Genomic DNA, 26,209 nt, shown 5'->3' with positions numbered 1-26,209 from the left:
CAGTGATGGCAGAAAAAATATTGCGATTTATCAATAACCATTACACTAAAACCAGCACTCATCACAAAAATGCACAAAGAATTATCACAAAGACGACACAGTCGAGTCAAAAGGGTGCAGAAAGGGGGTAACTCTAACGAGGTAAAACGCAGACAATCGGAGTAAAACGAGCCGACGGCCAAAATAGTCGAGATTGCCAGTAGTCTCGCTGGAGGCAAGCCCTCGGCAAGGGTAATCATGCCTCCGGTGTTCGGCATATCTGCTTGTGTTTCAAACGACCTGATAACTAACCAGCCGTGTCTGCGGTCAGGCAACTATCAGGCAACTATCAGGCAACCCTCAGGCAATGCTGGGATCATCGTCTGGCAAGTACTCTTTTTTCAGCCAACCGGCAAAAAATCGACAGGCGTCCTGGCTGGTCAAAATGCCAGCCAGTCGTTCATGGCGCATAACAACCACTGCATTGATTCCTTCTTCAGCCATACAGGACAGCACGACATCAAGCCGAGTATGCAAATCCACTTTGGCAAAACGTCGCTGGCACATATCACCTGCCGTCAGACCCTGGCTATCTTCCAGATCGTGGCCCGGCAGCTGTGCCAGCTTGATCTCTTCGGAACTCAACAACCCAACGACCTTGACTCCATCCATAACGGGCAGGTGGTGACATTGATGCTGCGCCATTTGATCAGCCGCGTCCGTCAGTGAAGTATCCTCGTTAACATGCAGCGGGAATGCCGTCATTACCTCAGTGAGCGTTGGCATATGTCTCATACAACGGGTCTCCAATATTATTTTTTTGCTGTACGACCGGGGGAAGCGATGATCAGTCGTCAGATGCGCCAGCCGAGTACCTGAAGAAGCGCCGGAGTTACATCCATACGAATGGAACCTCCCCACCCTGTCAGACTCCGATACGACCTAATGTATCAACGATTTGTCGCAAGATTTCCGAGAGCGTCGGATGATCCTGATCAAAGCGGATGGCATACTCCTGCAAACCCTCAACAACATCGGCGTTGTCCGTCAGCTCCATAACTTCAATGTCTTCCGCGACTTTCCTCATCAGTTCAGCAGTCTCTTCATCCAATTCAGGATTGGCTGACAATTCCTCATGTAAACGCTGAAGCTGTTCTTTTAGCGGGCTTCCCATAAAACACCTCTCATTTTCTACAGTCTGCTTGATCATGGCACGTTGTCTGACGATATGGTCATTGTGTATCAGGATACTCTATCAGCAGCTGATCTTGCGCACGATTGTGTGAACCTGATTACATTTAACAACAACACCGATAACGCCAGCGAGTTTTTAGCGGAAGGAACCATTACCGTCAGATGTCATAAAGCAACGCGGTTCAAGCAGGGATCAGTAAAGATGGGACAACGCCTACAAGCATCAGGCTGAGGACGTTGTTCCATTATGGCAAGGGCAGCTGTGACTAGCGGGCGTTTTCAATGATCAAACCGAGCCTGCTGAGAGCCCGTTGGTTTCAGAACAAGGCATGAGGAGCGCGATTGGGCGAGCTAAACAAGTGACGAATAACGCCGTACTGGAAGTCACTGGCCTCAGCCCCAAGGGTCAGAGTCAGGGTCAACATCCCGCCAGGCGGTGTTATTGGACTTGAAAAGGACTCGCCATTCTCGGCGTCCAACGCCTTGCCTGACGGGATTTTTCCTCCTGACAGGCCGTGGCAAATAATTGAGAACGCTCCCTAATACGTCGCCTGGCAGAAAATAGGCATATCACAGGATTCGGCGAGGCGTTTGAAGGCAGGAAAATTGGCATGATCGCCAATGTAGAGCAATGGATTACGAGACAAATCCAGAGATTGCAGTTGCGGCAATATCCGGCCCAACACGTTAAGCAACATACTGTGGCTACTCGCCAGAGGTACCCACAGCTCCTGCTGCCCGGAAATTCTGGACAAAAAGCCAAGTAACAGGTTTGAGTTTTCATCAATACTGGAACGTGAATCGGTATACACCAGGTTCAGCCACTGGCTTTGGGGTAGATGATAAAAATTTGCCATGTGTACAGCCGTCGGCAGCAGATTTTCTGCCAGCAACTGTATTCTGGCCGTCGTTTCCTCGTCAGATACATCCCCAGTATATGGGACTGGTATCTGAACCAGCTTCACACTCCATCCTGGTGATGTGATGAATTCCTCTGGAATCCGGGCAAACATAACTTCCTCAGGCTTGCCCAGCCTTTGCGCAGCTTCCATTTTTCCTCCGTTTGACACGGCCTACTGACCGGGCCAGCTATTCGCTACAAGTGAATCTAACGATAGCTATTGCATATGCAGTGCCAATAACGGAAAAACGGCATTTAAAAACAAACAGGCTTACAGGTTGAGTATTTCGACAATCACACTCTTGATGACAAAACCCAGCATGCCCAGCCCCAGTGCAAAGAACAGTACTCCCATCCCAAATTTGCCCGCATTTGAGCGTTTGGCAAGGTCGTAGATGATAAACATCATAAAGCCGATCAAAATGGCAATGCCGATTGTCATGCCTGCATTCTCAACGTGACTGATGTTCATCGGTGTTACCTTCTCCGCAGCTGTGGTAAAAATCGGTGCGACACTTTAACAAAAGCCGCATGGCGCGGCACCCTCTACCGTTACCGTATGCAGGCACCGTTATTCGATGACTCCAGACTTTGATGTATGCATTGTTGGCGCGGGCGTTATCGGCCTGGCGATCGCCCGACAGCTATCCCGCCATTATTCGGTCTTGATACTTGAGCAGGCCGACATGGCTGGCAGCGAAACCAGCAGCCGCAACAGTGAAGTCATTCATGCCGGCCTTTATTATCCACCAGGTTCGCTAAAGGAAACCCTTTGTATCCGGGGCCGGGAGTTGACCTATCCGTTTTGTCAGCAGTTTGACATTCCCCATCAAAAAACGGGCAAGCTTATTGTCAGCCCAAGCGCGGCTCATCCGGAACTGGAACGTCTGCAGCAAACGGCCAAACGCCTCAATATTCCATTGCATCATCTGGACAGCCAGCAAATAAAACAGATGGAACCGGAAGTCGCGGCAGCAGCAGCACTCTGGTCGCCGGAAACCGGCATCATCGATAGCCACCAGTTTATGCAAGCCTTGCAACATCAGGCTGAGCAAGCCGGAGCACTACTGGTTTGTCGCAGCCAGGTCACCGGTGCTCACAGCAGCGGGCCGCTCTGGAAGGTTGACGTCGAAACCCCTGACGGCCCTTGGCACATTCACTGCCGGGCCGTCATCAACGCAGCCGGTCTGCAAGCCATATCACTGATGGCAGCACTTGAAGGAATTAACACCCATACCACTGACACTTCTGTCCACACCAATACCCGTATCCCCCAACTGTTTCCGGCTCGGGGACACTATTTCAGTTATCAGGGCAAAAGCCCGTTCCGGCATTTGGTGTATCCATTACCCGAACCAGGGCTGGCTGGCTTGGGGATTCATGCCACGCTCGATCTGGCGGGGCAATTGCGTTTTGGTCCGGATGTCGAATATCTGGATCAGCACACGGCATTTGGCCCTTCGCGCTATGCCGTAAGCGCCGATTTGCGCAGTCAGTTTGCCGGAGCCATACGCCGGTATTGGCCAGGCCTGGACGAAAATAATCTGCACGCGGCTTACGCCGGTATCCGGCCAAAACTGAGCGCGCCAGGCTGTCCTGCGGTCGATTTTGTAATCACCCGCAGCGATATCAGTACACCACCGATATGGCACCTGCTGGGTATCGAAAGTCCGGGGCTGACATCCGCACTGGCGATAGCGGAGCTTATTGAAAAAAAACTGGCGGCAGAAATCGGATAACACGGGGCATTACTGACAATGTGTCGCACTAACACTACAACAGTCGCCATGTTTAATGACAAACGCTAACATTTCACTGGTATAACCAATCCCGGCTACTCACGACACACGAATCGTCACCAATTCATCGGTGTATTACCATCACACCTGTCTCCGACAGAACAATGGCCTGCTAGGCTGGGATGATAACGACATGTCAGGAACCGTTCGGGAGCTCAAATGATTCACCCATTGCCAATCGCCACCGTCATTATCGAGGACAATGTGAGTACGATATTGCCTTGTGAGGCCCAGATTCCCATTACGTGCGACCAGTGTGAAGCGGATACCAACGTCAGTATTGCTGATCTGAAAGCGCTGGCACCGATTACCTGCCAGCATTGCGGAGCCAGGCGTGCATTCACTCAGACAGAGATTGAAGTTACCCGTCTGGTACTGGCCCAGGCCGGTTACTATTTTTCCTGATGCTATACATATCGCGGCTCGCCACTATCTGGGCGGTCACATACTACCGACGGCAATTTGTGTCAGCATAGCCGATACCACCACCGTCATCATGCCGCTACTATCGGCAAATCACTGCCCCCTTGTCATCTAAAATCAAATAAGTGTTTGAAAAATATAACAAAATAAAATAGGTATAATATTTGCTATAACAGGATAGATGTTAACCAACCCGCTCACTGAAGAGCAGGTCACATATCCTGAGGTTCACAGCCATGCTACTCAATGCACTCACCAGCTACTTGCAGCACCAGAGCGCCTCCATAACACGGGAAAGTGACACGACCAGCGCGGTTACACAGCCCAGCGGCGACACGTCTCTGACATCTCGTAATACGCCAGACAGCTATCAGCCTTCAACCCGTGCAATCCTGATCAGCGCGCTTGCCAGTGATATCAATGTGAACGAACTGGACGATACAACACTCAATCATCTGCAAGACTCATTGCAGCAGTTCGGTCTGATCAGCCCCCGCGACTTGTCCGGTATGTCACTCTTACGCCAAGCCATGCAGGGGGCAGAAACAACAACCAACTCCGTTGAGTTACTGGATCACCTTGCCGCACAGGAGCAACCGTATCAGCAACAGCAGGCCGTCAAACGCTTACAGGCACTCTTCCACAACCTGGCATCCGCCCAGCCGTCTCCTCAGGCAGCCTGATTACTGTCCAGTCTGCCTGCATTGACTATTGCATTGAGTACTGCATTTCACCCTAATGTCACGGAGCTGAAAAAGAACTGTCACACTGACACCTCAGAGTAAAGAGTCATATGTAGAGACCTGATGGCACCATGACTGCACTCGTAAACCGCGTCACGATTGTGACGGAAACTTTTGCCCCCGAGATCAATGGCGTTGCGCATACGCTGTCGCAACTCGTTGATGGCATGAGAGCGCGCGGTATTCAGGTTCAAATCATTCGTCCACGCCAGCACAAACAGGATCAGCCAGCCAACGAACATGGGCTACAAACCGCGCTGCTGCCTGGCATGCCATTACCCGGATACAAGGAGCTGAAATTCGGCGTTCCCCTCACTGGCCGCATTTCTTCCGTCCTGCAACACTTTGCTCCCGATGTTATTTATGTTGCAACGGAAGGCCCGATGGGATGGGCGGCCGTTCGTGCTGCACGTAAAACCGGCGTGGCCGTCATCAGCGGCTTCCACACCAATTTCCATCAGTATATTGAACATTATCGTATGGCCGGGCTGGAAAAACTCGCCTATCGCTATCTGCGCTATTTCCACAACCGGACCGCCGCGACACTAGTACCCACCCGTACTCAACGTGACGAACTGGACGCCCATGGCTTCCACAATGTGCGCGTGTTATCACGGGGAGTCGACAGCCAGAAGTTCAACCCCTGCCATCGCAGTAACGCACTGCGCCGCTCCTGGGGTGTGGGCGAACATGATCTGGTGCTGCTGTATGTGGGGCGTATAGCGGGAGAAAAAAACATGGATCTGGCACTGGCGGCCTACCGCAGACTGCTCAATACCGATGAACAGGTACGTATGGTGCTGGTTGGCGATGGCCCCGAATTACCCGCCATTCGCACCCAACATCCCGAAATCATTTGTTGTGGCATGCGCCGTGATGAAGATCTGGCCGCTCACTATGCCAGCGGTGATATTTTTCTGTTCCCGAGCAAAACCGATACGTTTGGCAATGTCGTCACCGAAGCCATGGCTAGCGGGCTGGCGGTTGTCAGTTTTGACTATGCCGCCGGTCACGAGCATATCACCTCCGGTACAACCGGTATGCTTGCCCCATTCGGCGAAGACGAAGCCTATATCAAGCAGGTAGAAACCCTGTCCGACAGCCCGAATTTACTGCAAAAAATTCGTCAGGAAGCCCGTTCACGTGCAGAAAAGATTTCCTGGAACAGCATTGTGGACGAGTTCATCCAGCGCCTTAGCGGCGCCAATACCAAGGTAACCCCTAATGGCAATCGCAAAGCAGTTACAGCCAAAGACAGCGCTACTGTTCAGTAAAGCCGATCGATTCGAGCTGAGCCTGTGCCAGCTGATGAACCGGATGGGATACAATCGCAGCGTACGCCTGTTTTTCAAAGGCATCAGCCGCGCAGGCGACGGCGAGTTCTGGTATGTACTGGGGCTGCTGTTGCCGCTGATATTCGGCATTGAAGGACTGGCCGCACTCGGCCATATGGCCATCACCGGCTTACTTTGTGTCGGCATCTACAGCCAACTGAAAAACAGGCTGGTACGCCAGCGGCCTTATATTTCGTTTGCAGCCATTCAAGCACACACGGCTCCGCTGGATCTTTACAGTTTCCCGTCGGGACACACCATGAATGCGGTTAACTTTACCGTGCTGATCAGCTTTTTCTTCCCGCTACTGTTCTGGGTGGTTGCCCCCTTTGCCCTGCTGGTGGCACTGTCCCGCGTTATTCTGGGCATGCACTACCCGACCGACGTGCTGGTTGGCGCGTCACTCGGTATGTTGCTCAGTTATGGTTCTCTGGCTATTTGGCCGGCAGGTATGTTCGCGTTTATTATTTACTAAGAACCACACGTTATCGGCTTGGTCGCAACACTCGTTATTGCAACACTCGTTATTGCAACACTCGTTATTGCAACACTCGTTATTGCAACACTCGGCTGCACTTCACCCAAACAAGCATCAAAACAGGCGTCCCTGGGCCGGGTCGCTACCGCAGTGTCTGGCACCAATCCCCAGCAGACGTACCTTTTTATCCTGACGTCGCATGGCGCTGGAAATCAGCCGGGTAAACCCATTGAGATCGGCCGGAATATCATTATCGGCCATCGTCGTTTGGGTAAAATCAGCGAATTTGACCTTCACAAAAGGGGCCAGCTCTTCCGCACGCCAGCCAGTATTCACCACTCGTTGCTGCCAGCGCAGCCACAAATCGGGTAACTGCAGCAGGCACTCGGCTTCACTGTCCAGATCGCTCTGAAAAGTTCGCTCGACACTGACCGTCTTGCGTTCTCGAACCTCCCGCAACGGCCGATGATCAATACCATGACAACGCTCGTACAGGATTGCCCCCATACGGCCGTAACGATGGATCAGATGCCCCATGGATAACGCCTGCAAATCGGCACAAAGGTGCAAGCCATCGGCCGCTAGCCGCTCACCCAGTTTTGGCCCGACTCCGGGAATTTTACGTATCTCAAGCTGACGCACAAACGCCGCGACCTCATCGGCAGGAATCTGCCGGAGACCATTCGGTTTGTTGATATCACTGGCGATTTTAGCCAGATACTTGTTGGGCGCAATACCGGCAGACACCGTCACACCGACCTGGTGTGCCACTTCCTGGCGAATAGCCTGGGCCACGGCCAAGGCGTTCTCACCAACAGGCAATTCAAGATAGGCTTCATCTATGGAGACCTGCTCAAACACCCGCGCATACTGACGCATGATCGCCATAATCTGCCTGGATGCTTGCTGGTATCGCACCATATCTCCCTTTACCAGCACCAGATCAGGACACAATCGCAGCGCCAGCCCTGATGCCATGGCCGATCGCACCCCATAACGCCGTGCAATATAATTGCAGGTCGAAATCACGCCGCGTCCGGATGGGTCACCCCCCACCGCCAGAGGCAGCTGCCGCAGCGCTGGCTGATCCCTCATTTCAATGGCAGCGAAGAAGCAGTCACAATCGATATGCAGTACCTGACGTGGAGAAGTATCCATAATGCAGCCCCATAAACTGTACATCCATACAGTATCAGATACCCAGGTATGGGGGAATACCCAAATCGTACCGCCAACCAGGCCATAATTTGGGGCATACAGCACTCACTGTCGTGGCGCATACGGTCAACCAGTGTTAGCCTGAAGCAGTTGAAAAAGGAACCCAAAGTGAACGACGACAACCAGGCAAAAGAAATATTTTTAACCCGGATCGAGAACGATGATCACCTGTTCTCAGTGACACTGGGCTACATTGACAAGTACTACGAATTTTCCGCTGCCGCATTTACTAACGGTGAGCTGGAAAACAGCCAGGAACAGAATCAGGGCTCATGTCGGGTACTGGCACTGGCCAAGCTGCTGCAACTGACGGATGAACAAACCCTGTGCTGCTTTGGCGAACACTATCGCGATGTTCTGGCGAGCCCGAGCGGTGACAGTCATCAGAACATTCGCCAGTTACAACAACATGGCCTCGAAGGCGTACGCTTCGAACAATTGCCATTGAGAAAAAAATAGTATGGCCACGCCTGTGCTGGATATGAAAACCGGGATGACTCCCCTGACCACACTGACATTTCACAGCACTGAGCCAGAGGTCATCAGCGCCGATCTGCAACGCCGACGCTCCGAGGCTCCGGCACTGTTTCAGGGCCTTCCCTGCCTGATTTCCCTGCAGCATCTGGATCCCGAGCAGACCAGCCTTGCCAGTCTGACGACATTATTGCGCCAACATGGACTGGCGCCCGTCGGAGTACGTTACAGCTCAGCGGCATGGCACTCTGCCTGCGATGCCCTGTGTCTGGCAGATTTTGGTCAGTCATCGGTCAAGCCGGTACGGCAGCAACCGACGCCAACTCAGCCGGACAGTCAGGAACAGGAACTACAGCCAATAGCGGCCCGTGCCGTCAAGGTTCACAGCAGCAACGTCCGCTCCGGCCAGCAACTGTACTTTGATGGTGATCTGGTGGTGATGGGCATGGTCAGCCCTGGTGCCGAAGTACTGGCAACGGGAGATATCCAGATTATGGGCGCGTTGCGCGGCAAGGCTCTCGCCGGTATCAAGGGTAATCCTGATGCCATGATCAGCTGCCTGCAATTTGATGCCCAGCTGACCGCCATTGCTGGCCACTATCAGCTATTTGAAGATGACCACACATTGAAAAACAGCAGCGTACTGGTTCGGTTGGTCGATGACCAATTAACCATCACCGGCTCGGAAAAATAACCAAACCTGCAGGATGAATACCTTGGCAAAGATAATCGTGGTGACCTCCGGAAAAGGCGGAGTAGGAAAAACAACCACCAGCGCTGCATTTGCAGCCGCATTGGCCATGCAAGGCCATAAAACCGTTGTTATCGATTTTGACGTAGGTTTGCGTAATCTGGATCTCGTCATGGGTTGCGAGCGCAGAGTTGTTTACGACTTTGTCAATCTGATACAGGGGGAATCCACCTTGTCCCAAACCCTGATCAAAGACAAGCGGCTTGAAAACCTCTACGTGCTGCCGGCCTCACAAACCCGTGACAAGGACGCCCTGACCATTGAAGGGGTCGAAAAGACGCTTAACGAACTGGCAAAAACCTTCGAATTTATCGTCTGTGACTCACCCGCCGGTATTGAGCATGGTGCTCAAATGGCGCTCTACTTTGCCGAAGAAGCGATTATCGTGACCAATCCCGAAGTCTCTTCCGTACGGGATTCAGATCGCATCATCGGCATTCTGCAAAGCAAATCCCGCTTGGCGGAACAGGGCGGGTCGGTCAAGGAGCACCTGCTGCTCACGCGCTACAATCCAGAACGGGTTGAACGTGGCGAAATGCTGTCAGTCACCGATGTGGAAGACATTCTGGCAATTCCATTACTCGGCGTCATCCCGGAATCCGAAGCCGTACTCAAAGCCTCCAACCAGGGCGTTCCGGTGGTGCACGACAGCGACAGCGACGCCGGTCAGGCCTATGCCGACGCCGTCGCCCGTTATCTGGGAGAGGATCGTCCACACCGTTTTCTTGAGAAGCAAAAAAAAGGCTTTCTGAAACGGGTTTTTGGAGGTTGATATGAGCTTGTTAAAACGATTTCGCAAGGAAAGCACCACCTCCGCGTCTGTCGCCAAAGAGCGTTTGCGAGTACTGGTCGCGCACGACCGGCTACGTACCAACGGCCCGGACTATCTGCCACAACTGGAACGGGAAATACTCGCGGTGATTCGAAAATACGTCGAAGTTGGAGACGAAGACGTCAATGTTCATCTGGAAAACCATGGCCAGACATCCATCCTTGAACTCAACGTGACCCTGCCTGATCGCTAAACCCCTGCGGCCTCGCGTATACCCTCGTCAGTCGGGAGTATTTCGTTAACCCGCCCGGCCTTCCCAACCAGCACTCTGTGTGGGAAGGCCGGGCAGCGGTTAATCAATCGACAACCCCGCCAGCTTGCACAGCAACTGCACAAACGCCATGCAGTTATCCAGATCAGCGCTTTCATCCATGGTGTGATAACCCGTCGTCGGAATTTGCAGCGTGGTGCCATCCACCAAGCCACCCGACGCTGCCACGATACGTCCCATCTCGGTACTGCCAAGGGATTTGGGAGACAGTCCGGCGGCTACCAGACGACGATTATTATCTTCAATATATTCATCCTTGAAACGATAACTCAAGCCCAGCTGCTCACAGCCGGTGACCAGCGCCTGAGTCAAGTCACGGTTAAACCCGGCGTTGGCATCCTTGTGCCGTAGTACCAGCTGTTGCTCATTGGCCGCCGCGATATCCGGATAGGGACTGGTATCCACCACCACCAACTGGTTGGTGGAGCCACCAAAACGCCGGAACCACTCCAGCAAATAACGCCAACTGCGTCCTGCCTCTTCCTGCGCAGTAAAAAACGCCGTACCACGAAAACCCAGCTCGAACAGATACACCAGAACCGCAGCGGTCAGCACGTTATCCAGTTGTCCGTACAACCGGCCCTGCAGAATCCGCAACTTGTCCTGAAAAGCGACCGGCGTACCGGCCACCAGATGCGACATACCGTCCAACTCAAAAATCAGGTTATTACGGTAAGGACAAATGTAGGCATTACGAATGCTGCCCTGTCCACGATACGCCCCCGACCAGGGGTCATAGGCAAACACCCCTTCACTCACAAAGCGGTCAACAATCTGCAACATCAGCTCTTCAGAAACCGAATTACCCAACAGATCCGAACGCCCGCCACAGACAAAAGCAGCGTACTGAAACTCGTTCGGGCCAGTACATATCAATCCATGGCGGTCAATGTGGGCAGAAAACATCAACGACTCCGGTTCACTGCCCTGTGCCACCAGCAAGCCTTCATACCAGGTGACTTTGGCACCACGATCTTCCAGCTCACGTTGTAACACCCGGAAAAACGAGTGTTCGGCACCCACCACTGACGGGCTGCGGATAAGGCTTTTGATAATGTCCAACAAAGGGGCCGGCAAGGTCATGGCAAATCCTGAAAGCAATAATCGAAAAAGAGCAGGTGACACCGGAACAGTACCCGGTGCCAATGAATGCAGTAAAAATGCCTCACAGGCTCGAGAGCAGTTACTGACTAATCGGAAAAATCGACATCAAAACCGAGTAAATCCTCAAGCCTCCTCCGCTCAATAATCGCCTCGGCACGACGTTTTTTACGTTCATAATCTTCACTGCGATGACGCAAGCGACGCGGAGGCTGATCCTCATCATCGTGATTATTCTCAGATTCATGGAAAGACGGGCGCATATTGACCTCCTTTGGTTCATAACACGGGACACCGTACTCAATGCGCTGTTTATCCAGAGAATTCCTCAGTGAAAAGTGAATTATCACAATCCTGTCGAGAAGAAAAATTTGTTGGTCTTCATCAAGGTACGCAGTCAGAATCTGCGCCCCCCGCAAACCAGCACCAACCGAGTTCTCCAGCCCCGTTGAATACCCCTCTGTTCCGCCATATCGAAGAGCAACTGCTGTGTAACGGCCTGGCTATCTGTCAGCCATTCGATTTACAGCTGCCATTGACGCCGCTGTCTGAGCTGTCGCATCAACTCCGAACCCACGTTCTGAGTCTGGAAGAGCAAAACAAATTACAGCCCGCAGGTACTGGTCGAGAGCAGGCACACCAACTGAATCGTCAGATTCGCCGCGACCGGATTCGCTGGCTAACAGCGCAAGACCCGGTCGAAAAAGCCTGGCTGGACTTTATGGCGCAGCTACAGCAACACCTCAATCGCACACTGTTGCTGGGGTTGTTCAGCTACGAGTGCCATTTTGCCCATTACCAGCCTGGCGACTTCTATCAAAAACACAAAGATGCCTTTAGCGGCCAGTCCAACCGTATTCTCAGTACCGTGCTGTATCTCAACCCCGACTGGCAACCAGACGATGGCGGCGAACTGCTGATTTATAGTGACGAGGAAAGCGACTCGGTAAGGTCCCGATTACTGCCCCAACTTGGCACCCTGGTCACGTTTTTAAGCGAAGAGTTTCCTCACGAAGTACTGGCGTCTAATCGGCACCGCTACAGTATTGCAGGCTGGTTCCGCCTCAACAGCAGTGTCAGTAATCGAGTGGATCCTCCCCGTTAATTAATTGCAGATGCGGCCGATAACACTCCAGGTACCTAGACACTGTATAACCGGAGCATCGCCCATGAACTGGTCCAACCTTGGCCTGACCACCAAAATACTGCTACCTATTTTGCTTACCGGCGCACTGATGCTGGTACTGTCTTATATGCAAATCACCACTCTTGAGCGTCTCGCCAAGGAATACGGTCACATCTCCACCGAATACCTTCCCGGCATCAGCCTGGTGCTGAATGCGGACAGGGATTTGTATCAGGCCCAACTGGCTGAACGCAGTCTTGCACTGGGTCTGAAAAACCCTGCACTGGTCAGAGAGCACGCCGACAACTTACAGCAGGTAGCAGACCGTATCAGCAAGATCAAAGCATTGGATATGTCTGCCTCAATCCATAACCAGGCAGACACATTTCTCAGCACCTTCGGCGTCTGGCGAGACAAAAGCACCCGCTTTGTGAATGAACTTGGCGCCAATAGCCATTCTCCGGCCGCAGCTGCCAGTATCAGCACCGGTAAACTTCACGATGAGTTCAACAGGATACGTGCTTTGCTGGACGCACTGGGTGAGTCCGTTACCCAGGAAAGCCTGTCGGAGCATGCCTCAAGCGATCAGGATCGAATCGACTCCCGCAACCGTATTCTGCTGATGCTGGTATTGGCAGTGCTGATTGTCGGTAGTTTCTCCGTACTCTTCCCCAGAGCCATTACCACGCCGATTAATCGCATGGCCAGAGAACTGCAAACCCTGGCCAATGGTCAGGGCGATCTGAATACCCGCCTGGACAGCAACCGCAAGGATGAAATTGGCGAACTGGCGCGCCACTTCAACGCCTTTCTCGACAACCTCAAGGGCATGATCACCCATATCCGTCATGAAGCCAGTGGCATTCAGCACACCACCGATCAGCTGCACAGCAGTGCCGAAGTCAGCCAGCGGGTCAGTAACGACTATAGCCACACCATGGATATGGTAGCCACCGCGAATGAGCAAATGGGTCTGGCCATCCAGGAAGTATCAAGCAATACACAGCAGGTATCTGCAGAAGCACAAGCATCCGATCGAACCGCCAAAACCGTCGCCAAAGAATTTGGCCTGGCGATGGACGAATTACGCACGCTGGTATCACGGGTCGATGATTCCAGCGAAGTAATCCGGGCTTTGGAAGCCGAAACCACCAATATTGCCTCGGTACTGGATGTGATCAAGGGGATTGCCGAACAAACCAATTTACTGGCACTGAATGCCGCCATTGAGGCCGCCAGAGCCGGAGAACAAGGTCGGGGCTTCGCGGTGGTCGCCGACGAGGTACGTACACTGGCCAGCCGCACCCAACAGTCGACCGGCGATATCAATGAAATGATCGAACGCCTGAGAGCCGGTGTCGAACGCGCGGTAGGAGCCATGAATGAAAGCCAGCACAAGGCCGAACAAACCGTGACTCATGCCAGCCGCTCACAAGAAAATATCCAGACCATTTCAGACTCGCTGATGAATATCAGTGACAACATCCTGCAAGTCGCCTCTGCGATCGAGGAACAGACGTCGGTTATCACCGACATCAACCATAACCTGTCGAGTGCCAAAACGCTCAGTGCCCAGGGCAAAAGCAGTTCTGATACCGTGAACAACTCGGTCAGCGACCTGCGCTCCAGAGCTGCCAGCCTTAACCATCAGGTCGCAGGATTCAAGGTCTGAGCAACACCCTCACCGCCAGCAGATACTGCAATCCGGCACTGCAAATCCGGCACAAATGCCAAGTCGGATTGCAGTGCCAAATGACGGTTGTGGTTGTAATGGTTCTTCCATTAATCCAGTGTCACCACCACTCGACCACGCACTTTACCTTCCAGCAGTGCAGTCGCCGTTTCGATGACGTGCTCCAGACCAATCTCATGAGCAATCCCCGTCAGCATGGATTCATCCACCAACCCGGCCAGCTGATCCCAGGCAGACACCCGATCGGCTTTCGGTCGCATCACGCTGTCTATTCCCGCCAGCGTCACACCACGTAGAATAAATGGCATCACCGTGGTGGCCAGATCGGCTCCCTGAGCCAGGCCACAAGCGGCAACGGTGCCACCATAACGGGTGCTCGCCAGCACATTGGCCAACGTGTGACTCCCCACCGAATCCACCGCCCCAGCCCACCGTTCCTGCTGTAACGGTTTGCCCGGCCCGGATAACAACTGACGATCGACAATCTCGGCGGCACCCAGTTGTTGCAGATAATCCACTTCATTCGGGCGTCCGGTTGACGCCACCACCCGGTAGCCCAAACGGGACAACAAGCCGATCGCAAAACTGCCAACACCGCCATTGGCACCGGTGACCAGAATATCGCCCTGCTCTGGCGTCACGCCGTTACGCTGCAAGGCCTGCACACACAGCATGGCGGTATACCCTGCAGTGCCTATCGACATTGCCTCACGGCCAGACAGACCTGCTGGCAATCGAATAAGCCAATCACTGTTCAGCCGCGCACGCTGGGCCAGCCCGCCCCAATGCACTTCACCCACACCAAAGCCGTTTAACAACACCGTGTCACCCACCGCAAAGGCATCACTGCTGCAGGCTTCGACCGTGCCGACCAGATCAATACCGGGCACCATGGGAAAGCGGCGGACAACCGGGGCCTTGCCGGTAATCGCCAGCCCATCCTTGTAGTTAAGGGTAGAATAATGAACCCGTACCGTCACATCGCCCTCTGGTAACGTATCGTCCTCCAGTTGCGTCAACTCGGCGTGGTAGCCCTTGTCATCCTTGTTAATCTGAATCGCCTTGAACATTACAGCCTCCGTCCGGCTACGCCGGTGTTGTGAATCTATGACACTCACGGCCAAATTAGACCGATCGTCTTTTATTAATTTGAAAAACACCCAGCTGTTATACCCTGGCGTTACCCAAGGTTGATTTACCCCCGTGTCAGAGAAGCCAGAAACCAATCACGAAAACGTCGCATCGGTTGGGTGCTGCGCTCCAGCCGCGCCCGCATCACCGCACCTTCCCAGCCAACCCAAAAGATATTAGCCAACACTGCACAGTCTTCGTTGACAGCGATCATCCGTTGTTGCTGTGCCTGTTCCAGGCACTGCTGCAGCTGCAGCTCCCAGCCAGCCAAGATGGCTTGTAACGGCTGGCGCAGGCTCTCCGGCAACTGGCCCACTTCCTGCCCCAGGTTGCCAACCAGACAACCACTGCGGTAGTCGTGCTGCTCCATCCAGCGCATCGCACTATTGGTAAAATGTTCGATCTGTACCAGTGCGGGCAGCTCGCTGTCGTGAAAGCTGCGCGCCAGTACCTTGTCAAAATAGCGGCCATAACTTGCTACTACCGCCGCAACATAGGCCTCTTTACTGGCAAAGAAGTGGTAAAAAGACCCTTTCGGAACACCTACCCGCTTCAGTACCTGGTCGATACCGGTTGCCGCAAAGCCCTGCTCCGTCAGTACATCTATGCCACTACGCACCAGTAATGCACGGGTCTCGCTGACACTGCGACCATCTTTGGGCGGGCGTCCGCGGCGACGGGGTGACTCGGCGGCGGTGATATCGGCGGGCGTTGGTGTCGTTGGTTTATTCATTCGTATATATTAGACCGACTGTCTCATTAATGACAAGCCCCGGATTCCCCCCCCCGCGTTGTCCAATCTGCTCCGTCAGCCGTGTTATCAAGGGTGCTGGAAATCGATCAGCTCAAACGTCAGAGTGCCGCCCTTGAACATGGCCAGATCCAGCGGTTCTTCTCGCACCAGCCGTACCAGCCCCACCCCGGGTGCGTACCATTCCGACTGCACAATCTCGACCTCTTGATAGCCCAGCCTGGGATCGGCGTACAATCCGATCACGGCGCGGCCTTCCACCCTCACACAATCGTGAAATTCGCCCGCCGGAGTGGATAACTCCAGCCCGGTTGCAGCCAGCTCGTAGGTCATATCAAATTCATTGCTGCCCCGATTCCAGGCAACGTGGCTCTGGGTGCTGTGAATGACATACGGTCGGGTTGACTGATTCCAGGTAATGCCCTGCTCCAGTTCATCCGCTGGCGGTAGCACCAGTACGGGTTCGGTATCCAGCCGGGGGGCTTTTTCAATCAGAGTACGCTTGCCAACCCGATAGGTGCCGCTGATATTCCGCAGCAGATAATAATCGGTGCCATCACTGGTGTGGCGCACCGTCATTTGCGCAGCGCCGATCAGGCTGACCAGTTCGGCCGGAGTATCAATACGCCGGGTGGCCACGTCAAAGCGACGCACCTCACGGGCATCGGTGCGGTCTTCTGTCACCTGATACTGCCAGCGTAAACCCGGCTCCAGGGGGAAATAATCATCTGCGGCCGGAGCCTGACCACAGCCCGACAGCAGCACCGCAGCAAGCACCGGCAGCAGGCCAGGAAAATACCGATACCGATACATCGACTGACTGTTCATAGTCTGCTCCTACTTTTCCGGTAACGACGGATCCGGCACCGGAACAAATTCAAGCTCCAGCGGGCGGTCTCCCAACTGGTTGCGGAAGCGTTTGACCTCGGGCAAATCATCGCCTCCCGCCTTCAGTCCCAATTGCAGGTTACCCGCCTTGGCCCGGCGCATGGCACTTTCGACCCTGGCGTGCAACTCCTGGTTATACGGCAAGCGATAGGCACGCGGCTCCGCAGCCAGTTGGTCGTCGTATAAATCCGTCAACCAGAGAAAAATCGCCCCTGGCGCACCGCTGCTGTCATCCGGTTCTTCAATCACGGCAAAATGCAGCAGGAACTTGTCCGGCAGCTCGACACTGGCAGGCCACCCCTGGGTATCTTTCCAGCCCAGGTAACTGCCCCAGTACAGTCCACTGGCCAGTACCACCAGCACCAGTTTGGCAACAACCGGCCAGCGACTGCTGATCAGTGCCAGCACCAGCAAGGCCACCAGGGCGGTGTAGGCCAGTAGCAGTAGCAACATGGTTTCAGTCATTTATCCTCTCCCCGAACCAGACTTTTTTGCAGCTGGTTAATATTGGTGACCTTGCCTTCCGGCGTGATGGTAAAGCGGAAGGCCGTGACCTCGTCCCCTTCCTTGCCCAGCACATTAGTGTTGTAAAACAGCACTTTCATGCGCGGATTCACTTCTGCCAGATAGACAGTGACGGGCACCTCCTCTGTCTCAGGCTGAGGCATTGAGGTATCGGCTTGCTGCGTTTTGAAGTAGTGCAGATTGACAATGTATTCCCCTGGGGGTCGGCCGCGAATGGTCAGCACCTCCTGGTTCAACGGGTTATTGATTTCCACACCGTTGACGGTTTGAACGTCGTTGATCATGCCGCGATCATCGCGGTCCAGGTGCATCAAACCAGCCTGCGGCTGCTTGTAACTGACTTGCTTGCCATCCGGGCCGGAGAGCCAGATATCAATGTCGTTGGGATTGCCATCCGGCCAGCTGACTGTAATCAGAAACTCGGCCTTGGGATCCACAATGCCGGTTTTGGCGGGCGGGTTCAGCAACACCAGCGCAATCAGAAACAGAAAGGTGAACGTTAACAGAGCGTTAAACAGCAAATCGGTGAAGGGGTCGATTTCAGTGTGTGGATTACGGCGAAACAGCGCCATCAGCTCGACCCGGAACGGGTGTTAAGCATCTGGCCCAATGCCACGGTGTCGGCCACCAAACGGTCAGCACACCGATCCAGCAGCAGATATTGCATACCCAGCAGCACGCTGCAAACCAGTCCGACCAGCGTGGTATTCATCGCCACCCCCATGCCCGACGTCATTTGCTGCATCAGCTCCTTGATATCAGAGGTATCCAGATTCTCCAGCCCCGAGACAGAACCCAGCATCAGAATAAAGCCGACCACGGTGCCCAACAGCCCGAGTTTTACCAGTACCCCGGTAACAAACCAGCCAACCTGGTGACTACCACGCAGACGTTCCGCCAGGATTTCTGCCGCCAGTGCGTTTTCTTGTTGATCCGGGCCGAGTCCCTGTAAATATTGACTGCCCAGCGAGCATTCCGGCGTCAGGGAAGCCAACTGCGGTGCTTTATGAGCAGGCGTCAGGTGATCAAACGCCAGACATTCGCGTGCCAGTACCCAGCTGCGTACGCCACAATGGCCACAGCCAACCACAAACACCAGCAGGGTGACTGCGGTAATCCGGGTTACATCCTGTGCCAGCATGGTATTCAGCACCCCTAGATCCAGTAACAGCAGGGCCGCAAACAGCATCAGCCCGAGTAACAGCAGCCAGTGCAAAAAGACCTGATAAGGATTCTGAGAAGGGCTGGGGTAATGCATACCGCCACCTGTGGTGATGTAGTGATGTTATTTATCGTTATGGGGTTTTATGTTAGATCGGAGGGCCGTCGGCGGCCAGCGCTACTATAGGACCAGACGGCCCGAATGGGAGTGGCCGAAAGTCGTACTATTGCGGCAGCAGTAGCGCCAGAATCCGGCGTTTTTCTTCATGACTCAGTGGCAGTTCAGCATCATGATAATCAGCAAAACGGCGTATTGAATAATTGAACTTGCGAGCAAATTTTCGACTTCTGGGGCAAAAATAGCGAGTAACACCGGTGTCTATCCAGGTGACTTTACCTTGCGGATGCGCAAAGACATTTTTCAAATGACAATCCGAAAACACCACACCGGCATCTCGCATAATACGCAGATCATCCAGAATCGAATCCAGCCAGCTAATCCGCTGCGCACTGTCCAGACCACCAGACTTGAACAGCTCAAAGACTTCCAGCGCCCCCGCAGCGGCGAGGTCATCCATGATGTAGTAGCCAAGATAACGATAGCGACGGCCCGGTAACAGCCCGACACCCATTTCATGAATAGCAGCCACATGAATACCCAACCGGGTAAGCAAACGGTTGCCCTTCACTTCCTTGAACAGGCGACTGTGCGCCCAGAAGGTTTTGACGTACTCGTGCCAGCTGCGTGCCTTGATCAACTTGAGAACAGACAAACCATTAGCCGTGACGGCAACCGTAGACGGCGTATGATCGATAATCAGTCGATCAGCCGTTCGTACACCGTTATGAGGCAGCTGACGCGATAACTGGAAACAGACAAACGCCTGGGATACCTCCAGCCAAGGCAGTTTTACGTGGGTAATCATCATAAGTGCAATTCCATGGGCCGGTTCAGACAACCGGTAACGTGTTAACGTTATTGAACCAGCCCTAGGGGTCGCCGTATTAGCCCTGCCACTAACAACAGTTTGTTAACAATTGATGACAAGCACCCAAGTCGTTTTATAAACCGACATTTAGGAAATAAAAATCAAAAATACACATAATTTGTGAGCCATTAGCATCAGTTATGCTATTCACGTCACACTTTGATAGCTTGAGTCGGGATATTTGGAAGTGTTAGCCATTCCGAATCGCTGCTTTCCAGATACGGAACAATTGCTATTTGTATTTCTTTTGCCTGAACAGCTCCTTCTGCTCAGGCATTACAAAGCTGAGCTGGGTTTTAACGGGGCTTAGGGGGCGTTCTCAATTAGTTAATGCGTCCTGTTATGGAGAAAAAATCCATCAGGCAAGGCGTTGAACGCAGAGAATGGTGGGCCCTTTTCAAGTTCAACAACACCGCATGATGGATTTTTAACCATAACCCTTCGGGCTGAGGCCAGTTGACTCCAGAACGGTGTTATTCGTCGCTTATTGAGCTCGCCCTGTTTATTAAACACAGGAGGCACTCCTCATGGCTTGTTCTGAAGCCAACGGGCTCTCAGCAGATCCGATTGACCAATTGAGAACGCCCCTAGTCATACCTCCACCGCCACTGCCACGGATTTGAATGCAGGCGTATGACTTCTGGGGTCTCGCTCAATGCCGGTTAACACATTGGCTTCCGGGTAATAGGCCATCACCGCACCCCGAGTCAGTCCATAGGGGTACACCTCTACCCCTTCCATACAGCCATTACGGGAACGCAAGGTCACGGCCTGTTGTGGCTTGATACCCAGCTCCAGCATATCCTGCGGCGACATCAGTACCGACCAGCGCTTGGGGGTGCCACGATAGCTGTCTGCTTCTTCATAAATGATGGAATTAAATTGCCCTTCGCTACGCACGCTCATCAGTGCAAACGGAAACGCCGCCGACATTTTCAGACCGGGAAGCCTGTGGGTCTGAAAATGCGCCTTGCCAGACGGTGTAGTAAAACTCGGGGTCTTGATCAGCCGGTTGGGAATATGGAACTCCCGTTGGCTGTCACTGATATCCGCCAGCCCTGCCATACCGGGAACCACCCGTGAAATGCATTCGCGCACCCCTTGATGGGATTCAATCGCCGTCAGATCCAGCCCAGGTTGAGACACACCCCGCTTGAGTAACTCCAGCAGAATAGCGCTCTCCGCTTTGACATTGTCCAGCCGGGTAATTCCGCCATCACTGAGGCGGACGTAGTTGAACATCGACTCTTGCGTGGTTGGCTCAAATTCTTCATCCCGGGCGGCAACCGGTAAAATAAAGGCTTCACTGTGCTCCATACCGGAGACATGGCCACGGTTCAGAGTTGTGGTGAGGAACACCTTGGTCTTGACCCGGTCAAGCGCCTCCCTGGCCCAGCGAGTATCCGGTGTGGCATCGAGCAGATTACCGCCCAGCAAGACAGCCAGATCGACGGCTCCGGCATGAGCCTGTTCCAGGCTGGCGAGCGTATCCAGCCCCGTGGTGGTTGGCAGACGGACACCCAACTCCTGTTCAAGCGCCTGAAACACCTGCTCCGGTAACACAGGTTTAACGCCGATGGTGCCAATCCCCTGCACATTACTATGACCTCGCAAGGGCAACAGCCCAGCCCCCGGCTTGCCGACCATTCCCCGACAGAGCGCCAGGTTAGCAATGGCCTCAACGGTATCGGCACCATGGGTGTGATGTGTGACTCCCATCCCCCAGGCAAAAATCGCCTTGGTGGAACGCCCGTACAATGCCGCCACTCGCTCGATATCAACGCGGGCAACACCGGTCGTGTCTTCAATGTCCGGCCACGCCAGCCCGGCCACCTGCGTCAGGAATTCATCACTCCCTTCGGTATGGGCCTGCATAAATGCGTCATCCATCCACCCTTGTTCCAGCAGCGATTTGGCCAGCCCATACAGTAACCAGATATCCGCCCCCACCCTGGGCTGCAGATACTCCGAGGCAATGTCACTCCCCCCCTTGAGCATCGAGCGGGGACTCTTGGGAACCGCAAATTTCACCAGCCCCGACTCTTTCGCCGGATTGATCACCACCACATGGCCGCCACGTTCACGCAGTGCCATCAGCTTGTGCATCAGACGAGGATGATTGGAAGCCGGGTTGGCGCCTATCAGTACCACCAGATCGCATTCCGCCAGATCGGCCAGTTCCACCGTCGCGGTATACGACCCGACGGTGGATTGCAGCCCCACGCCCGTCGCCTGATGGCAGTAATAGGAACAGTTGGTGACATTATTGGTACCGGATAACCGCGCCAGCAGCTGCAAGACAAAACCGGCTTCGTTGGACGAGCGTCCGGAAGAATAAAAAAAGCTCCGCTCCGCCGGAGTCACCTGCATACGTTCGGCGATACGCTCAAACGCTGACTCCCAGCTCAGTACCTGATAATGATCACTGTCTGCGGGCTTGAACAACGGGGTGTTCAGACGACCGAGGTGTTCCAGCTCGTAGCGACTGAGTTGCTGAAAATCGTCCAGCGAGTGTTTGAAGACGGCGGTAGGAATCGGCGCCTGAATGTCCGTCGACTGCGCCTGGATACTTTTGTTGCAGACCGACGGAAACTCATCCAATTCGTTGGTCATTCCCCCATGCTGCCCCCCCATACCCAAACCACAGGCCTTGCAGGTATTGTGGCTTTTCAGCGCCTTGGCAGAATTGATCAGACCAATACGCCCGACAGTCTGCAGGGTATACAGCACCTTTTTCGGACCACCACCGACGATCGTCGGGGCACCCGCTGCACGGGCCGTAGCAAGGACAGAATCAGATTTACTCATAACAGCTCCGGTCAACCGCCCATACCTGATCAGGTGACAGTGACAGAGGCGGTATCAATATGACATCAGGGAGCCAGTAAAGCGCCTCCGGTGTCAAAATCCAAGATCCAAAGCCGACCGTAAAAGTCTTTTACGATCGGCCAGACATCAGATCAGCGGGCGCTCTCCATGATAGAACAAAGCCTGTTGTCGGTGAAAATTTCATCAGCCAAGGCGTTGAACGCAGGGAACGTCTAGGCCAGCCACGACAATATATGATGGCTCTTCGCTACCCCGACCATATAAACGTACATTAACAGAGTCACCACAGCGGCGGGGATACTGCGCTGTCGCACCGCGATGACACCTGCGCCAATCAATACCACCAGTGCCACCACCTTGGCTGTCAGCCAACCATCAACCAGTGGATACTGGCCAATCAGCACACACAGCCAGACGGCAAATACCAGCAGGATCGTATCGATCACGTGTGGCAGAATCTTGACCAGTTTGCTGGAGGCCATCCCGGCTCCGGCATACACCAGTCCGAAACGAATCAGAAACAACAGCGCTGACAAATAAGCCAGGCCAGCGTGAGCGTGTTTTACAGCAGAGTAGTCCATAAGATCCTCAGAAAAGTACGAATTTAAACTTGCAGCCAAAATGTGACCGGGCCGTCATTCGTTAATGCCACTTGCATATCAGCACCAAAGCGGCCGCTGGCAGTATGAACACACTGCCCCGCTGCTGCGACAAAATAATCGTACAAGGATTCAGCCAACGCTGGCGCTGCCGCCGTCGAGAAGCCCGGCCGCAAGCCACGGCCGGTATCTGCTGCCAAGGTAAACTGCGAGACCACCAACAGCTGTCCTCCGGCGGAGAGCAAACTTCGATTCATACGGCCTTCGTCATCCGCAAAGACCCGGTAATTGACCACCTTGTGTAATAACTTGTCGGCCTCTGTCGACGTATCGTCCGGTTGCACCCCCAACAGCAGCAACAAACCACCACCAATCTCGCCAATCACCTTGCCATCCACCGCCACACTGGCGTCAGAAACCCGCTGAATCAACCCAATCATCTGTATTCCTGTTTAAACTGGTTCACAATTCTAACGCCTGCAGCATAACGATGAATTCAACCCCTGCACATCGTTCGCCTTTGCTGCAGAAACTCGGGTAAGCTGTCGCCATCAAAACCCCATGACAGAGGACAGACTTTATGATGTGCCTGATATCCTCCCGACGGTCTTCAATCGCACGGCTGTTATGCATACTCTGTCTGACCGCCGCCAGTTATGCCCAGGCGAGTACCCAGGTGTACGTAACCCGAGATGCCGCCGGCAACCTGACGTTCAGCGATCGCGCCAGTGCCGACTCGGAAGCCCACGATGTGAATGAACTGCCAACCGTGCCTGCCTTTGTGCCACTCTCAGCAGACCGGGCGCCACCCACTGCAGCACCCGTTCAACCAGAACGTTATTACACCAGCCTGCAAATACTCAGCCCTTCCAATCAGGAAAACATCCCCACCGGCCTGGCCGCCAGCCTGAACATCCTGATTGACGTCATACCGGCGTTGCGGGCAGAAGACACCTTTGTAGTACTGGTCGATGGCAGCCCGATCGCTTCCGGGCACGACAACAGCATCCCCATCAACCAACTGATACGAGGCCAACATTTGCTCGAAGCTGTGATCAAAGACGCCAATAACAAGGAAATACTGCGCAGCCCGGCGGTCACCGTGTATATCCAGCGCCACTCAATTCAAAACCAGCAATTGCAGCGCTGACGCAGCAGTAAAAGGGGTTTGCAGAAAATCAGGTCAACGCCCAAGTCGTCCGACAGGCTTACCGGGTGATCAAAAATGATCTGAAAGTTCACAGGATGCCAATAGCCACCCCCTTTTCTTTTATATCACCACGGCAACTGGTGGCCATTCTACAAAGGGAGAGAGATCTTGTTGAGTTAATGGCATGGTTGGTCAAACCGGTATTACTCGACCACCGAAGGCAGCAGTTCCAACAGCCGCGTCAGTTCTTTCATATCACCACGGCAACTGGTGGCCATTCTACAAAGGGAGAGAGATCTTGTTGAGTTAATGGCATGGTTGGTCAAACCGGTATTATTCGACCACCGAAGGCAGCAGTTCCAACAGCCGCGTCAGTTCTTTCATATCACCATGGCAACTGGTGGCCATTCTACAAAGGGAGAGATCTTGTTGAGTTAATGGCATGGTGGGTCAAACCGGTATTATTCGACCACCGAAGGCAGCAGTTCCAACAGCCGCGTTAGTTCTTTCATATCACCATGGCCACTGCCGATGGCACGATTGATTTTGTCCAGTACGACACTGAGACCATCGTCAATCCGGATACCTTCGTTAAAGACCTTCGAGGTATCGGCTACGCCCTGCTCCATAATGTTCTGGATTGCCCTCTCCTGTTGTTCGTCCATCCCCAGAAATTGCAAACTGCTTTCCACACCTTCGGCCATCCCTTCAACCACATTGGCAATATCGCGCATAACGAGCTGATAGGAATCATCGACCGAGGCCATCAGACCGCGCATGCTGCTGACCAGGCGCCTGACCAGTTGACCTTCGATCTCCAGGGAGTAAAGGTTATCCAATGCCATGGTTCGGGCATGAGCCCCTTGTAATAGCGAGAACACGTTATCCTTGATGGCACCATATTTATTGCGGTCATCCACCGGCATGTTTTTCACCAGGATGGATACCGAGCCGTAATTCATAATGGAGCGCTTGCCAAAATCAACATAGCGGCCCTGATCCCGACACTCCATCAGTAGCGCTGCTTCCAGCTCCTTGGCCATGCCGTTGGCTTCCATGTTCTTGACCACAAAACGGGAGCGTATTTGCAAACTGCAATTGATGCCGTAGCTTTTTAACGCCTGAAACAGCCGCATACCCAGTTCATCCAGGTTGTTACAGGTATTCACGTCGAGCAAAAACTGGATATTAACGCCCAGATCAGACGTATCGGACATGGCAATAAATGCCATTTCATTGGCGTGTTTCAGTTGCACCTTGAGCTGATCGTTTGCAACCTTGTTAAACAGTACCCGATCCAGCCTTGGCTTCATCTCATCCAGGTCGCTGCGAACCAGATAGTCATCACAACCGGCTTCGTAAGCACTCAACCGATGTTTGAGGGTTTCACTGTTGGCCAGCATCACCAGCGGTACTTCTGCAGTGGCCGGATCATCCTTGAGCTGACGACAGGCGGCAATGCCGGTTTTAGGGCCAATACTGACCAGATCGACCAGAATCAGCTTGGCATCGTATTGCCGCACCCCTTCCTGAATGGCGTCCAGCTGCCCAACCTGATGCAGTGTGTAACCGTCGTCCAGCACCGCTTCTATCTCGGGAAGTGGCCCGATCGCCAGAATGACAGCGTGATATGTCGTTTCCATGTGTTACCAACCATTGCATCCAGTAAACCTTTTAAGGTTTAGACGACAGCCGTGCAATTCGCCAGTGACAGCGAGTATTACCAAGCGACCATCTGCTTTTGCATCACCACACATACCATCACCACACATACCATCACCACACATACCATCGCCACACATAAAAAGACAACGGCATCAAGACCGATGGTCAACTAAACGAAAGGGGATATTTATTTAATCCTGCACG

30 protein-coding genes are annotated in these 26,209 nt (G+C 53.6%); 12 read left to right on the top strand and 18 right to left on the bottom strand.

Features of this window, described 5'->3' with window-relative positions; genetic code table 11:
* Window positions 1-339: 339 nt before the first annotated feature.
* The 4 genes from SOJ49_RS04865 to SOJ49_RS04850 form a co-directional block, all read right to left on the bottom strand.
* Window positions 340-774: a CBS domain-containing protein gene (locus SOJ49_RS04865; RefSeq protein WP_369857109.1), complete on the bottom strand. Its 435-nt coding sequence runs from the start codon at window positions 772-774 to the stop codon at window positions 340-342.
* 130 nt (window positions 775-904) lie between these two features.
* Window positions 905-1,189, bottom strand: coding sequence for a DUF4404 family protein (locus tag SOJ49_RS04860; protein ID WP_369857108.1), 285 nt, complete (start codon window positions 1,187-1,189; stop codon window positions 905-907).
* Window positions 1,190-1,712: 523 nt separating this feature from the next.
* Window positions 1,713-2,030, bottom strand: a complete 318-nt coding sequence (locus SOJ49_RS04855) for a hypothetical protein (RefSeq protein WP_369857107.1) — start codon at window positions 2,028-2,030, stop codon at window positions 1,713-1,715.
* Window positions 2,031-2,345: 315 nt separating this feature from the next.
* Window positions 2,346-2,546, bottom strand: coding sequence for a DUF2788 domain-containing protein (locus tag SOJ49_RS04850; RefSeq protein ID WP_369857106.1), 201 nt, complete (start codon window positions 2,544-2,546; stop codon window positions 2,346-2,348).
* 106 nt (window positions 2,547-2,652) lie between these two features.
* On the opposite strand from SOJ49_RS04850, the gene SOJ49_RS04845 reads away from it, so the two are divergent.
* From SOJ49_RS04845 to SOJ49_RS04825, 5 genes are all read left to right on the top strand, one after another.
* Complete coding sequence (locus SOJ49_RS04845; protein ID WP_369857105.1) at window positions 2,653-3,813, top strand: NAD(P)/FAD-dependent oxidoreductase; 1,161 nt, start codon at window positions 2,653-2,655, stop codon at window positions 3,811-3,813.
* A 219-nt stretch (window positions 3,814-4,032) separates the two neighbouring features.
* A complete protein-coding gene (locus SOJ49_RS04840; protein ID WP_369857104.1) occupies window positions 4,033-4,278 on the top strand; it encodes a hypothetical protein in 246 nt (81 codons plus the stop codon).
* A 254-nt stretch (window positions 4,279-4,532) separates the two neighbouring features.
* Entirely contained in the window at window positions 4,533-4,979 is a 447-nt protein-coding gene (locus SOJ49_RS04835; protein WP_369857103.1) for a hypothetical protein, read from the top strand.
* A gap of 131 nt (window positions 4,980-5,110) precedes the next feature.
* Window positions 5,111-6,313 carry a glycosyltransferase family 4 protein gene (locus SOJ49_RS04830; protein WP_369857102.1) on the top strand — a complete coding sequence of 401 codons (1,203 nt, stop codon included), beginning with the start codon at window positions 5,111-5,113 and terminating at the stop codon, window positions 6,311-6,313.
* Entirely contained in the window at window positions 6,264-6,848 is a 585-nt protein-coding gene (locus tag SOJ49_RS04825; protein WP_369857101.1) for a phosphatase PAP2 family protein, read from the top strand. The genes SOJ49_RS04830 and SOJ49_RS04825 overlap by 50 nt, the downstream gene beginning before the upstream one ends.
* 117 nt (window positions 6,849-6,965) lie before the next feature.
* Here the strand turns inward: SOJ49_RS04825 and dinB are convergent, their stop codons facing one another.
* The gene (gene dinB / locus SOJ49_RS04820; protein ID WP_369857100.1) at window positions 6,966-8,009 is read right to left on the bottom strand and encodes a DNA polymerase IV; all 1,044 of its coding nucleotides are present in this window, start codon (window positions 8,007-8,009) and stop codon (window positions 6,966-6,968) included.
* A 168-nt stretch (window positions 8,010-8,177) separates the two neighbouring features.
* Here dinB and SOJ49_RS04815 point away from each other — a divergent pair, with 168 nt between their 5' ends.
* From SOJ49_RS04815 to minE, 4 genes are read left to right on the top strand one after another with little or no spacing between them, the layout of a single operon-like run.
* Window positions 8,178-8,528 carry a HopJ type III effector protein gene (locus SOJ49_RS04815; protein ID WP_369857099.1) on the top strand — a complete coding sequence of 117 codons (351 nt, stop codon included), beginning with the start codon at window positions 8,178-8,180 and terminating at the stop codon, window positions 8,526-8,528.
* Between the two features lies 1 nt (window position 8,529).
* Entirely contained in the window at window positions 8,530-9,237 is a 708-nt protein-coding gene (gene minC / locus SOJ49_RS04810) for a septum site-determining protein MinC (RefSeq protein WP_369857098.1), read from the top strand.
* 22 nt (window positions 9,238-9,259) lie between these two features.
* A complete protein-coding gene (minD, locus tag SOJ49_RS04805; protein ID WP_369857097.1) occupies window positions 9,260-10,066 on the top strand; it encodes a septum site-determining protein MinD in 807 nt (268 codons plus the stop codon).
* Window position 10,067: 1 nt separating this feature from the next.
* A complete protein-coding gene (gene minE / locus SOJ49_RS04800) occupies window positions 10,068-10,319 on the top strand; it encodes a cell division topological specificity factor MinE (RefSeq protein WP_369857096.1) in 252 nt (83 codons plus the stop codon).
* Between the two features lie 99 nt (window positions 10,320-10,418).
* Here the strand turns inward: minE and SOJ49_RS04795 are convergent, their stop codons facing one another.
* Window positions 10,419-11,480: a peptidase M42 gene (locus SOJ49_RS04795; protein ID WP_369857095.1), complete on the bottom strand. Its 1,062-nt coding sequence runs from the start codon at window positions 11,478-11,480 to the stop codon at window positions 10,419-10,421.
* A 107-nt stretch (window positions 11,481-11,587) separates the two neighbouring features.
* Window positions 11,588-11,761 (bottom strand): hypothetical protein, encoded by a 174-nt coding sequence (locus SOJ49_RS04790; protein ID WP_369857094.1) that lies wholly within the window; start codon window positions 11,759-11,761, stop codon window positions 11,588-11,590.
* A 185-nt stretch (window positions 11,762-11,946) separates the two neighbouring features.
* Between SOJ49_RS04790 and SOJ49_RS04785 the strand changes: the two genes are divergently transcribed.
* On the top strand, window positions 11,947-12,603 hold the full coding sequence (locus SOJ49_RS04785; RefSeq protein ID WP_369857093.1) for a 2OG-Fe(II) oxygenase: 657 nt from the start codon (window positions 11,947-11,949) through the stop codon (window positions 12,601-12,603).
* A gap of 64 nt (window positions 12,604-12,667) precedes the next feature.
* A complete protein-coding gene (locus SOJ49_RS04780) occupies window positions 12,668-14,296 on the top strand; it encodes a methyl-accepting chemotaxis protein (RefSeq protein WP_369857092.1) in 1,629 nt (542 codons plus the stop codon).
* A 110-nt stretch (window positions 14,297-14,406) separates the two neighbouring features.
* Here the strand turns inward: SOJ49_RS04780 and SOJ49_RS04775 are convergent, their stop codons facing one another.
* From SOJ49_RS04775 to dtd, 10 genes are all read right to left on the bottom strand, one after another.
* On the bottom strand, window positions 14,407-15,387 hold the full coding sequence (locus SOJ49_RS04775; RefSeq protein WP_369857091.1) for an MDR family oxidoreductase: 981 nt from the start codon (window positions 15,385-15,387) through the stop codon (window positions 14,407-14,409).
* A gap of 125 nt (window positions 15,388-15,512) precedes the next feature.
* Entirely contained in the window at window positions 15,513-16,181 is a 669-nt protein-coding gene (locus SOJ49_RS04770; RefSeq protein ID WP_369857090.1) for a TetR family transcriptional regulator C-terminal domain-containing protein, read from the bottom strand.
* A gap of 87 nt (window positions 16,182-16,268) precedes the next feature.
* Complete coding sequence (locus tag SOJ49_RS04765; protein WP_369857089.1) at window positions 16,269-17,027, bottom strand: hypothetical protein; 759 nt, start codon at window positions 17,025-17,027, stop codon at window positions 16,269-16,271.
* A gap of 9 nt (window positions 17,028-17,036) precedes the next feature.
* Window positions 17,037-17,552, bottom strand: coding sequence for a hypothetical protein (locus SOJ49_RS04760; RefSeq protein ID WP_369857088.1), 516 nt, complete (start codon window positions 17,550-17,552; stop codon window positions 17,037-17,039).
* Window positions 17,549-18,184 carry a hypothetical protein gene (locus SOJ49_RS04755; RefSeq protein WP_369857087.1) on the bottom strand — a complete coding sequence of 212 codons (636 nt, stop codon included), beginning with the start codon at window positions 18,182-18,184 and terminating at the stop codon, window positions 17,549-17,551. Before SOJ49_RS04755 ends, SOJ49_RS04760 begins: the two co-directional genes overlap by 4 nt.
* Window positions 18,184-18,870: a MotA/TolQ/ExbB proton channel family protein gene (locus SOJ49_RS04750; RefSeq protein ID WP_369857086.1), complete on the bottom strand. Its 687-nt coding sequence runs from the start codon at window positions 18,868-18,870 to the stop codon at window positions 18,184-18,186. Before SOJ49_RS04750 ends, SOJ49_RS04755 begins: the two co-directional genes overlap by 1 nt.
* Window positions 18,871-18,997: 127 nt before the next feature.
* Complete coding sequence (locus tag SOJ49_RS04745; protein ID WP_369857085.1) at window positions 18,998-19,702, bottom strand: hypothetical protein; 705 nt, start codon at window positions 19,700-19,702, stop codon at window positions 18,998-19,000.
* Between the two features lie 651 nt (window positions 19,703-20,353).
* Window positions 20,354-22,570 (bottom strand): FdhF/YdeP family oxidoreductase, encoded by a 2,217-nt coding sequence (locus SOJ49_RS04740; RefSeq protein WP_369857084.1) that lies wholly within the window; start codon window positions 22,568-22,570, stop codon window positions 20,354-20,356.
* Window positions 22,571-22,803: 233 nt separating this feature from the next.
* On the bottom strand, window positions 22,804-23,172 hold the full coding sequence (locus SOJ49_RS04735; protein ID WP_369857083.1) for a SirB2 family protein: 369 nt from the start codon (window positions 23,170-23,172) through the stop codon (window positions 22,804-22,806).
* 23 nt (window positions 23,173-23,195) lie between these two features.
* Entirely contained in the window at window positions 23,196-23,630 is a 435-nt protein-coding gene (gene dtd / locus SOJ49_RS04730; RefSeq protein WP_369857082.1) for a D-aminoacyl-tRNA deacylase, read from the bottom strand.
* A 140-nt stretch (window positions 23,631-23,770) separates the two neighbouring features.
* Here dtd and SOJ49_RS04725 point away from each other — a divergent pair, with 140 nt between their 5' ends.
* A complete protein-coding gene (locus SOJ49_RS04725) occupies window positions 23,771-24,340 on the top strand; it encodes a hypothetical protein (RefSeq protein ID WP_369857081.1) in 570 nt (189 codons plus the stop codon).
* 461 nt (window positions 24,341-24,801) lie between these two features.
* Here SOJ49_RS04725 and SOJ49_RS04720 read toward each other — a convergent pair whose 3' ends face one another.
* On the bottom strand, window positions 24,802-25,983 hold the full coding sequence (locus tag SOJ49_RS04720; RefSeq protein WP_369857080.1) for a two-component system response regulator: 1,182 nt from the start codon (window positions 25,981-25,983) through the stop codon (window positions 24,802-24,804).
* Between the last annotated feature and the right edge of the window lie 226 nt (window positions 25,984-26,209).

Origin of the sequence: Candidatus Thalassolituus haligoni, from assembly GCF_041222825.1 — a bacterium.
GTDB classification, from domain to species: Bacteria; Pseudomonadota; Gammaproteobacteria; order Pseudomonadales; family Oceanobacteraceae; genus Oceanobacter; species Oceanobacter antarcticus.
Note: the sequence above shows the minus strand (reverse complement) of the source record. Positions and strands in the feature narration are given on the sequence as shown.

Excerpts from the sequence above, each read along its gene's own strand:
- SOJ49_RS04865 (WP_369857109.1), bottom strand. The coding sequence starts at position 774 with ATGAGACATATGCCAACGCTCACTGAGGTAATGACGGCATTCCCGCTG.
- SOJ49_RS04860 (WP_369857108.1), bottom strand. The coding sequence starts at position 1,189 with ATGATCAAGCAGACTGTAGAAAATGAGAGGTGTTTTATGGGAAGCCCG.
- SOJ49_RS04855 (WP_369857107.1), bottom strand. The coding sequence starts at position 2,030 with ATGGCAAATTTTTATCATCTACCCCAAAGCCAGTGGCTGAACCTGGTG.
- SOJ49_RS04850 (WP_369857106.1), bottom strand. The coding sequence starts at position 2,546 with ATGAACATCAGTCACGTTGAGAATGCAGGCATGACAATCGGCATTGCC.
- SOJ49_RS04845 (WP_369857105.1), top strand. The coding sequence starts at position 2,653 with ATGACTCCAGACTTTGATGTATGCATTGTTGGCGCGGGCGTTATCGGC.
- SOJ49_RS04840 (WP_369857104.1), top strand. The coding sequence starts at position 4,033 with ATGATTCACCCATTGCCAATCGCCACCGTCATTATCGAGGACAATGTG.
- SOJ49_RS04835 (WP_369857103.1), top strand. The coding sequence starts at position 4,533 with ATGCTACTCAATGCACTCACCAGCTACTTGCAGCACCAGAGCGCCTCC.
- SOJ49_RS04830 (WP_369857102.1), top strand. The coding sequence starts at position 5,111 with ATGACTGCACTCGTAAACCGCGTCACGATTGTGACGGAAACTTTTGCC.
- SOJ49_RS04825 (WP_369857101.1), top strand. The coding sequence starts at position 6,264 with ATGGCAATCGCAAAGCAGTTACAGCCAAAGACAGCGCTACTGTTCAGT.
- dinB (WP_369857100.1), bottom strand. The coding sequence starts at position 8,009 with ATGGATACTTCTCCACGTCAGGTACTGCATATCGATTGTGACTGCTTC.
- minC (WP_369857098.1), top strand. The coding sequence starts at position 8,530 with ATGGCCACGCCTGTGCTGGATATGAAAACCGGGATGACTCCCCTGACC.
- minE (WP_369857096.1), top strand. The coding sequence starts at position 10,068 with ATGAGCTTGTTAAAACGATTTCGCAAGGAAAGCACCACCTCCGCGTCT.
- SOJ49_RS04795 (WP_369857095.1), bottom strand. The coding sequence starts at position 11,480 with ATGACCTTGCCGGCCCCTTTGTTGGACATTATCAAAAGCCTTATCCGC.
- SOJ49_RS04790 (WP_369857094.1), bottom strand. The coding sequence starts at position 11,761 with ATGCGCCCGTCTTTCCATGAATCTGAGAATAATCACGATGATGAGGAT.
- SOJ49_RS04780 (WP_369857092.1), top strand. The coding sequence starts at position 12,668 with ATGAACTGGTCCAACCTTGGCCTGACCACCAAAATACTGCTACCTATT.
- SOJ49_RS04775 (WP_369857091.1), bottom strand. The coding sequence starts at position 15,387 with ATGTTCAAGGCGATTCAGATTAACAAGGATGACAAGGGCTACCACGCC.
- SOJ49_RS04770 (WP_369857090.1), bottom strand. The coding sequence starts at position 16,181 with ATGAATAAACCAACGACACCAACGCCCGCCGATATCACCGCCGCCGAG.
- SOJ49_RS04765 (WP_369857089.1), bottom strand. The coding sequence starts at position 17,027 with ATGAACAGTCAGTCGATGTATCGGTATCGGTATTTTCCTGGCCTGCTG.
- SOJ49_RS04760 (WP_369857088.1), bottom strand. The coding sequence starts at position 17,552 with ATGACTGAAACCATGTTGCTACTGCTACTGGCCTACACCGCCCTGGTG.
- SOJ49_RS04755 (WP_369857087.1), bottom strand. The coding sequence starts at position 18,184 with ATGGCGCTGTTTCGCCGTAATCCACACACTGAAATCGACCCCTTCACC.
- SOJ49_RS04750 (WP_369857086.1), bottom strand. The coding sequence starts at position 18,870 with ATGCATTACCCCAGCCCTTCTCAGAATCCTTATCAGGTCTTTTTGCAC.
- SOJ49_RS04745 (WP_369857085.1), bottom strand. The coding sequence starts at position 19,702 with ATGATGATTACCCACGTAAAACTGCCTTGGCTGGAGGTATCCCAGGCG.
- SOJ49_RS04740 (WP_369857084.1), bottom strand. The coding sequence starts at position 22,570 with ATGAGTAAATCTGATTCTGTCCTTGCTACGGCCCGTGCAGCGGGTGCC.
- SOJ49_RS04735 (WP_369857083.1), bottom strand. The coding sequence starts at position 23,172 with ATGGACTACTCTGCTGTAAAACACGCTCACGCTGGCCTGGCTTATTTG.
- dtd (WP_369857082.1), bottom strand. The coding sequence starts at position 23,630 with ATGATTGGGTTGATTCAGCGGGTTTCTGACGCCAGTGTGGCGGTGGAT.
- SOJ49_RS04725 (WP_369857081.1), top strand. The coding sequence starts at position 23,771 with ATGATGTGCCTGATATCCTCCCGACGGTCTTCAATCGCACGGCTGTTA.
- SOJ49_RS04720 (WP_369857080.1), bottom strand. The coding sequence starts at position 25,983 with ATGGAAACGACATATCACGCTGTCATTCTGGCGATCGGGCCACTTCCC.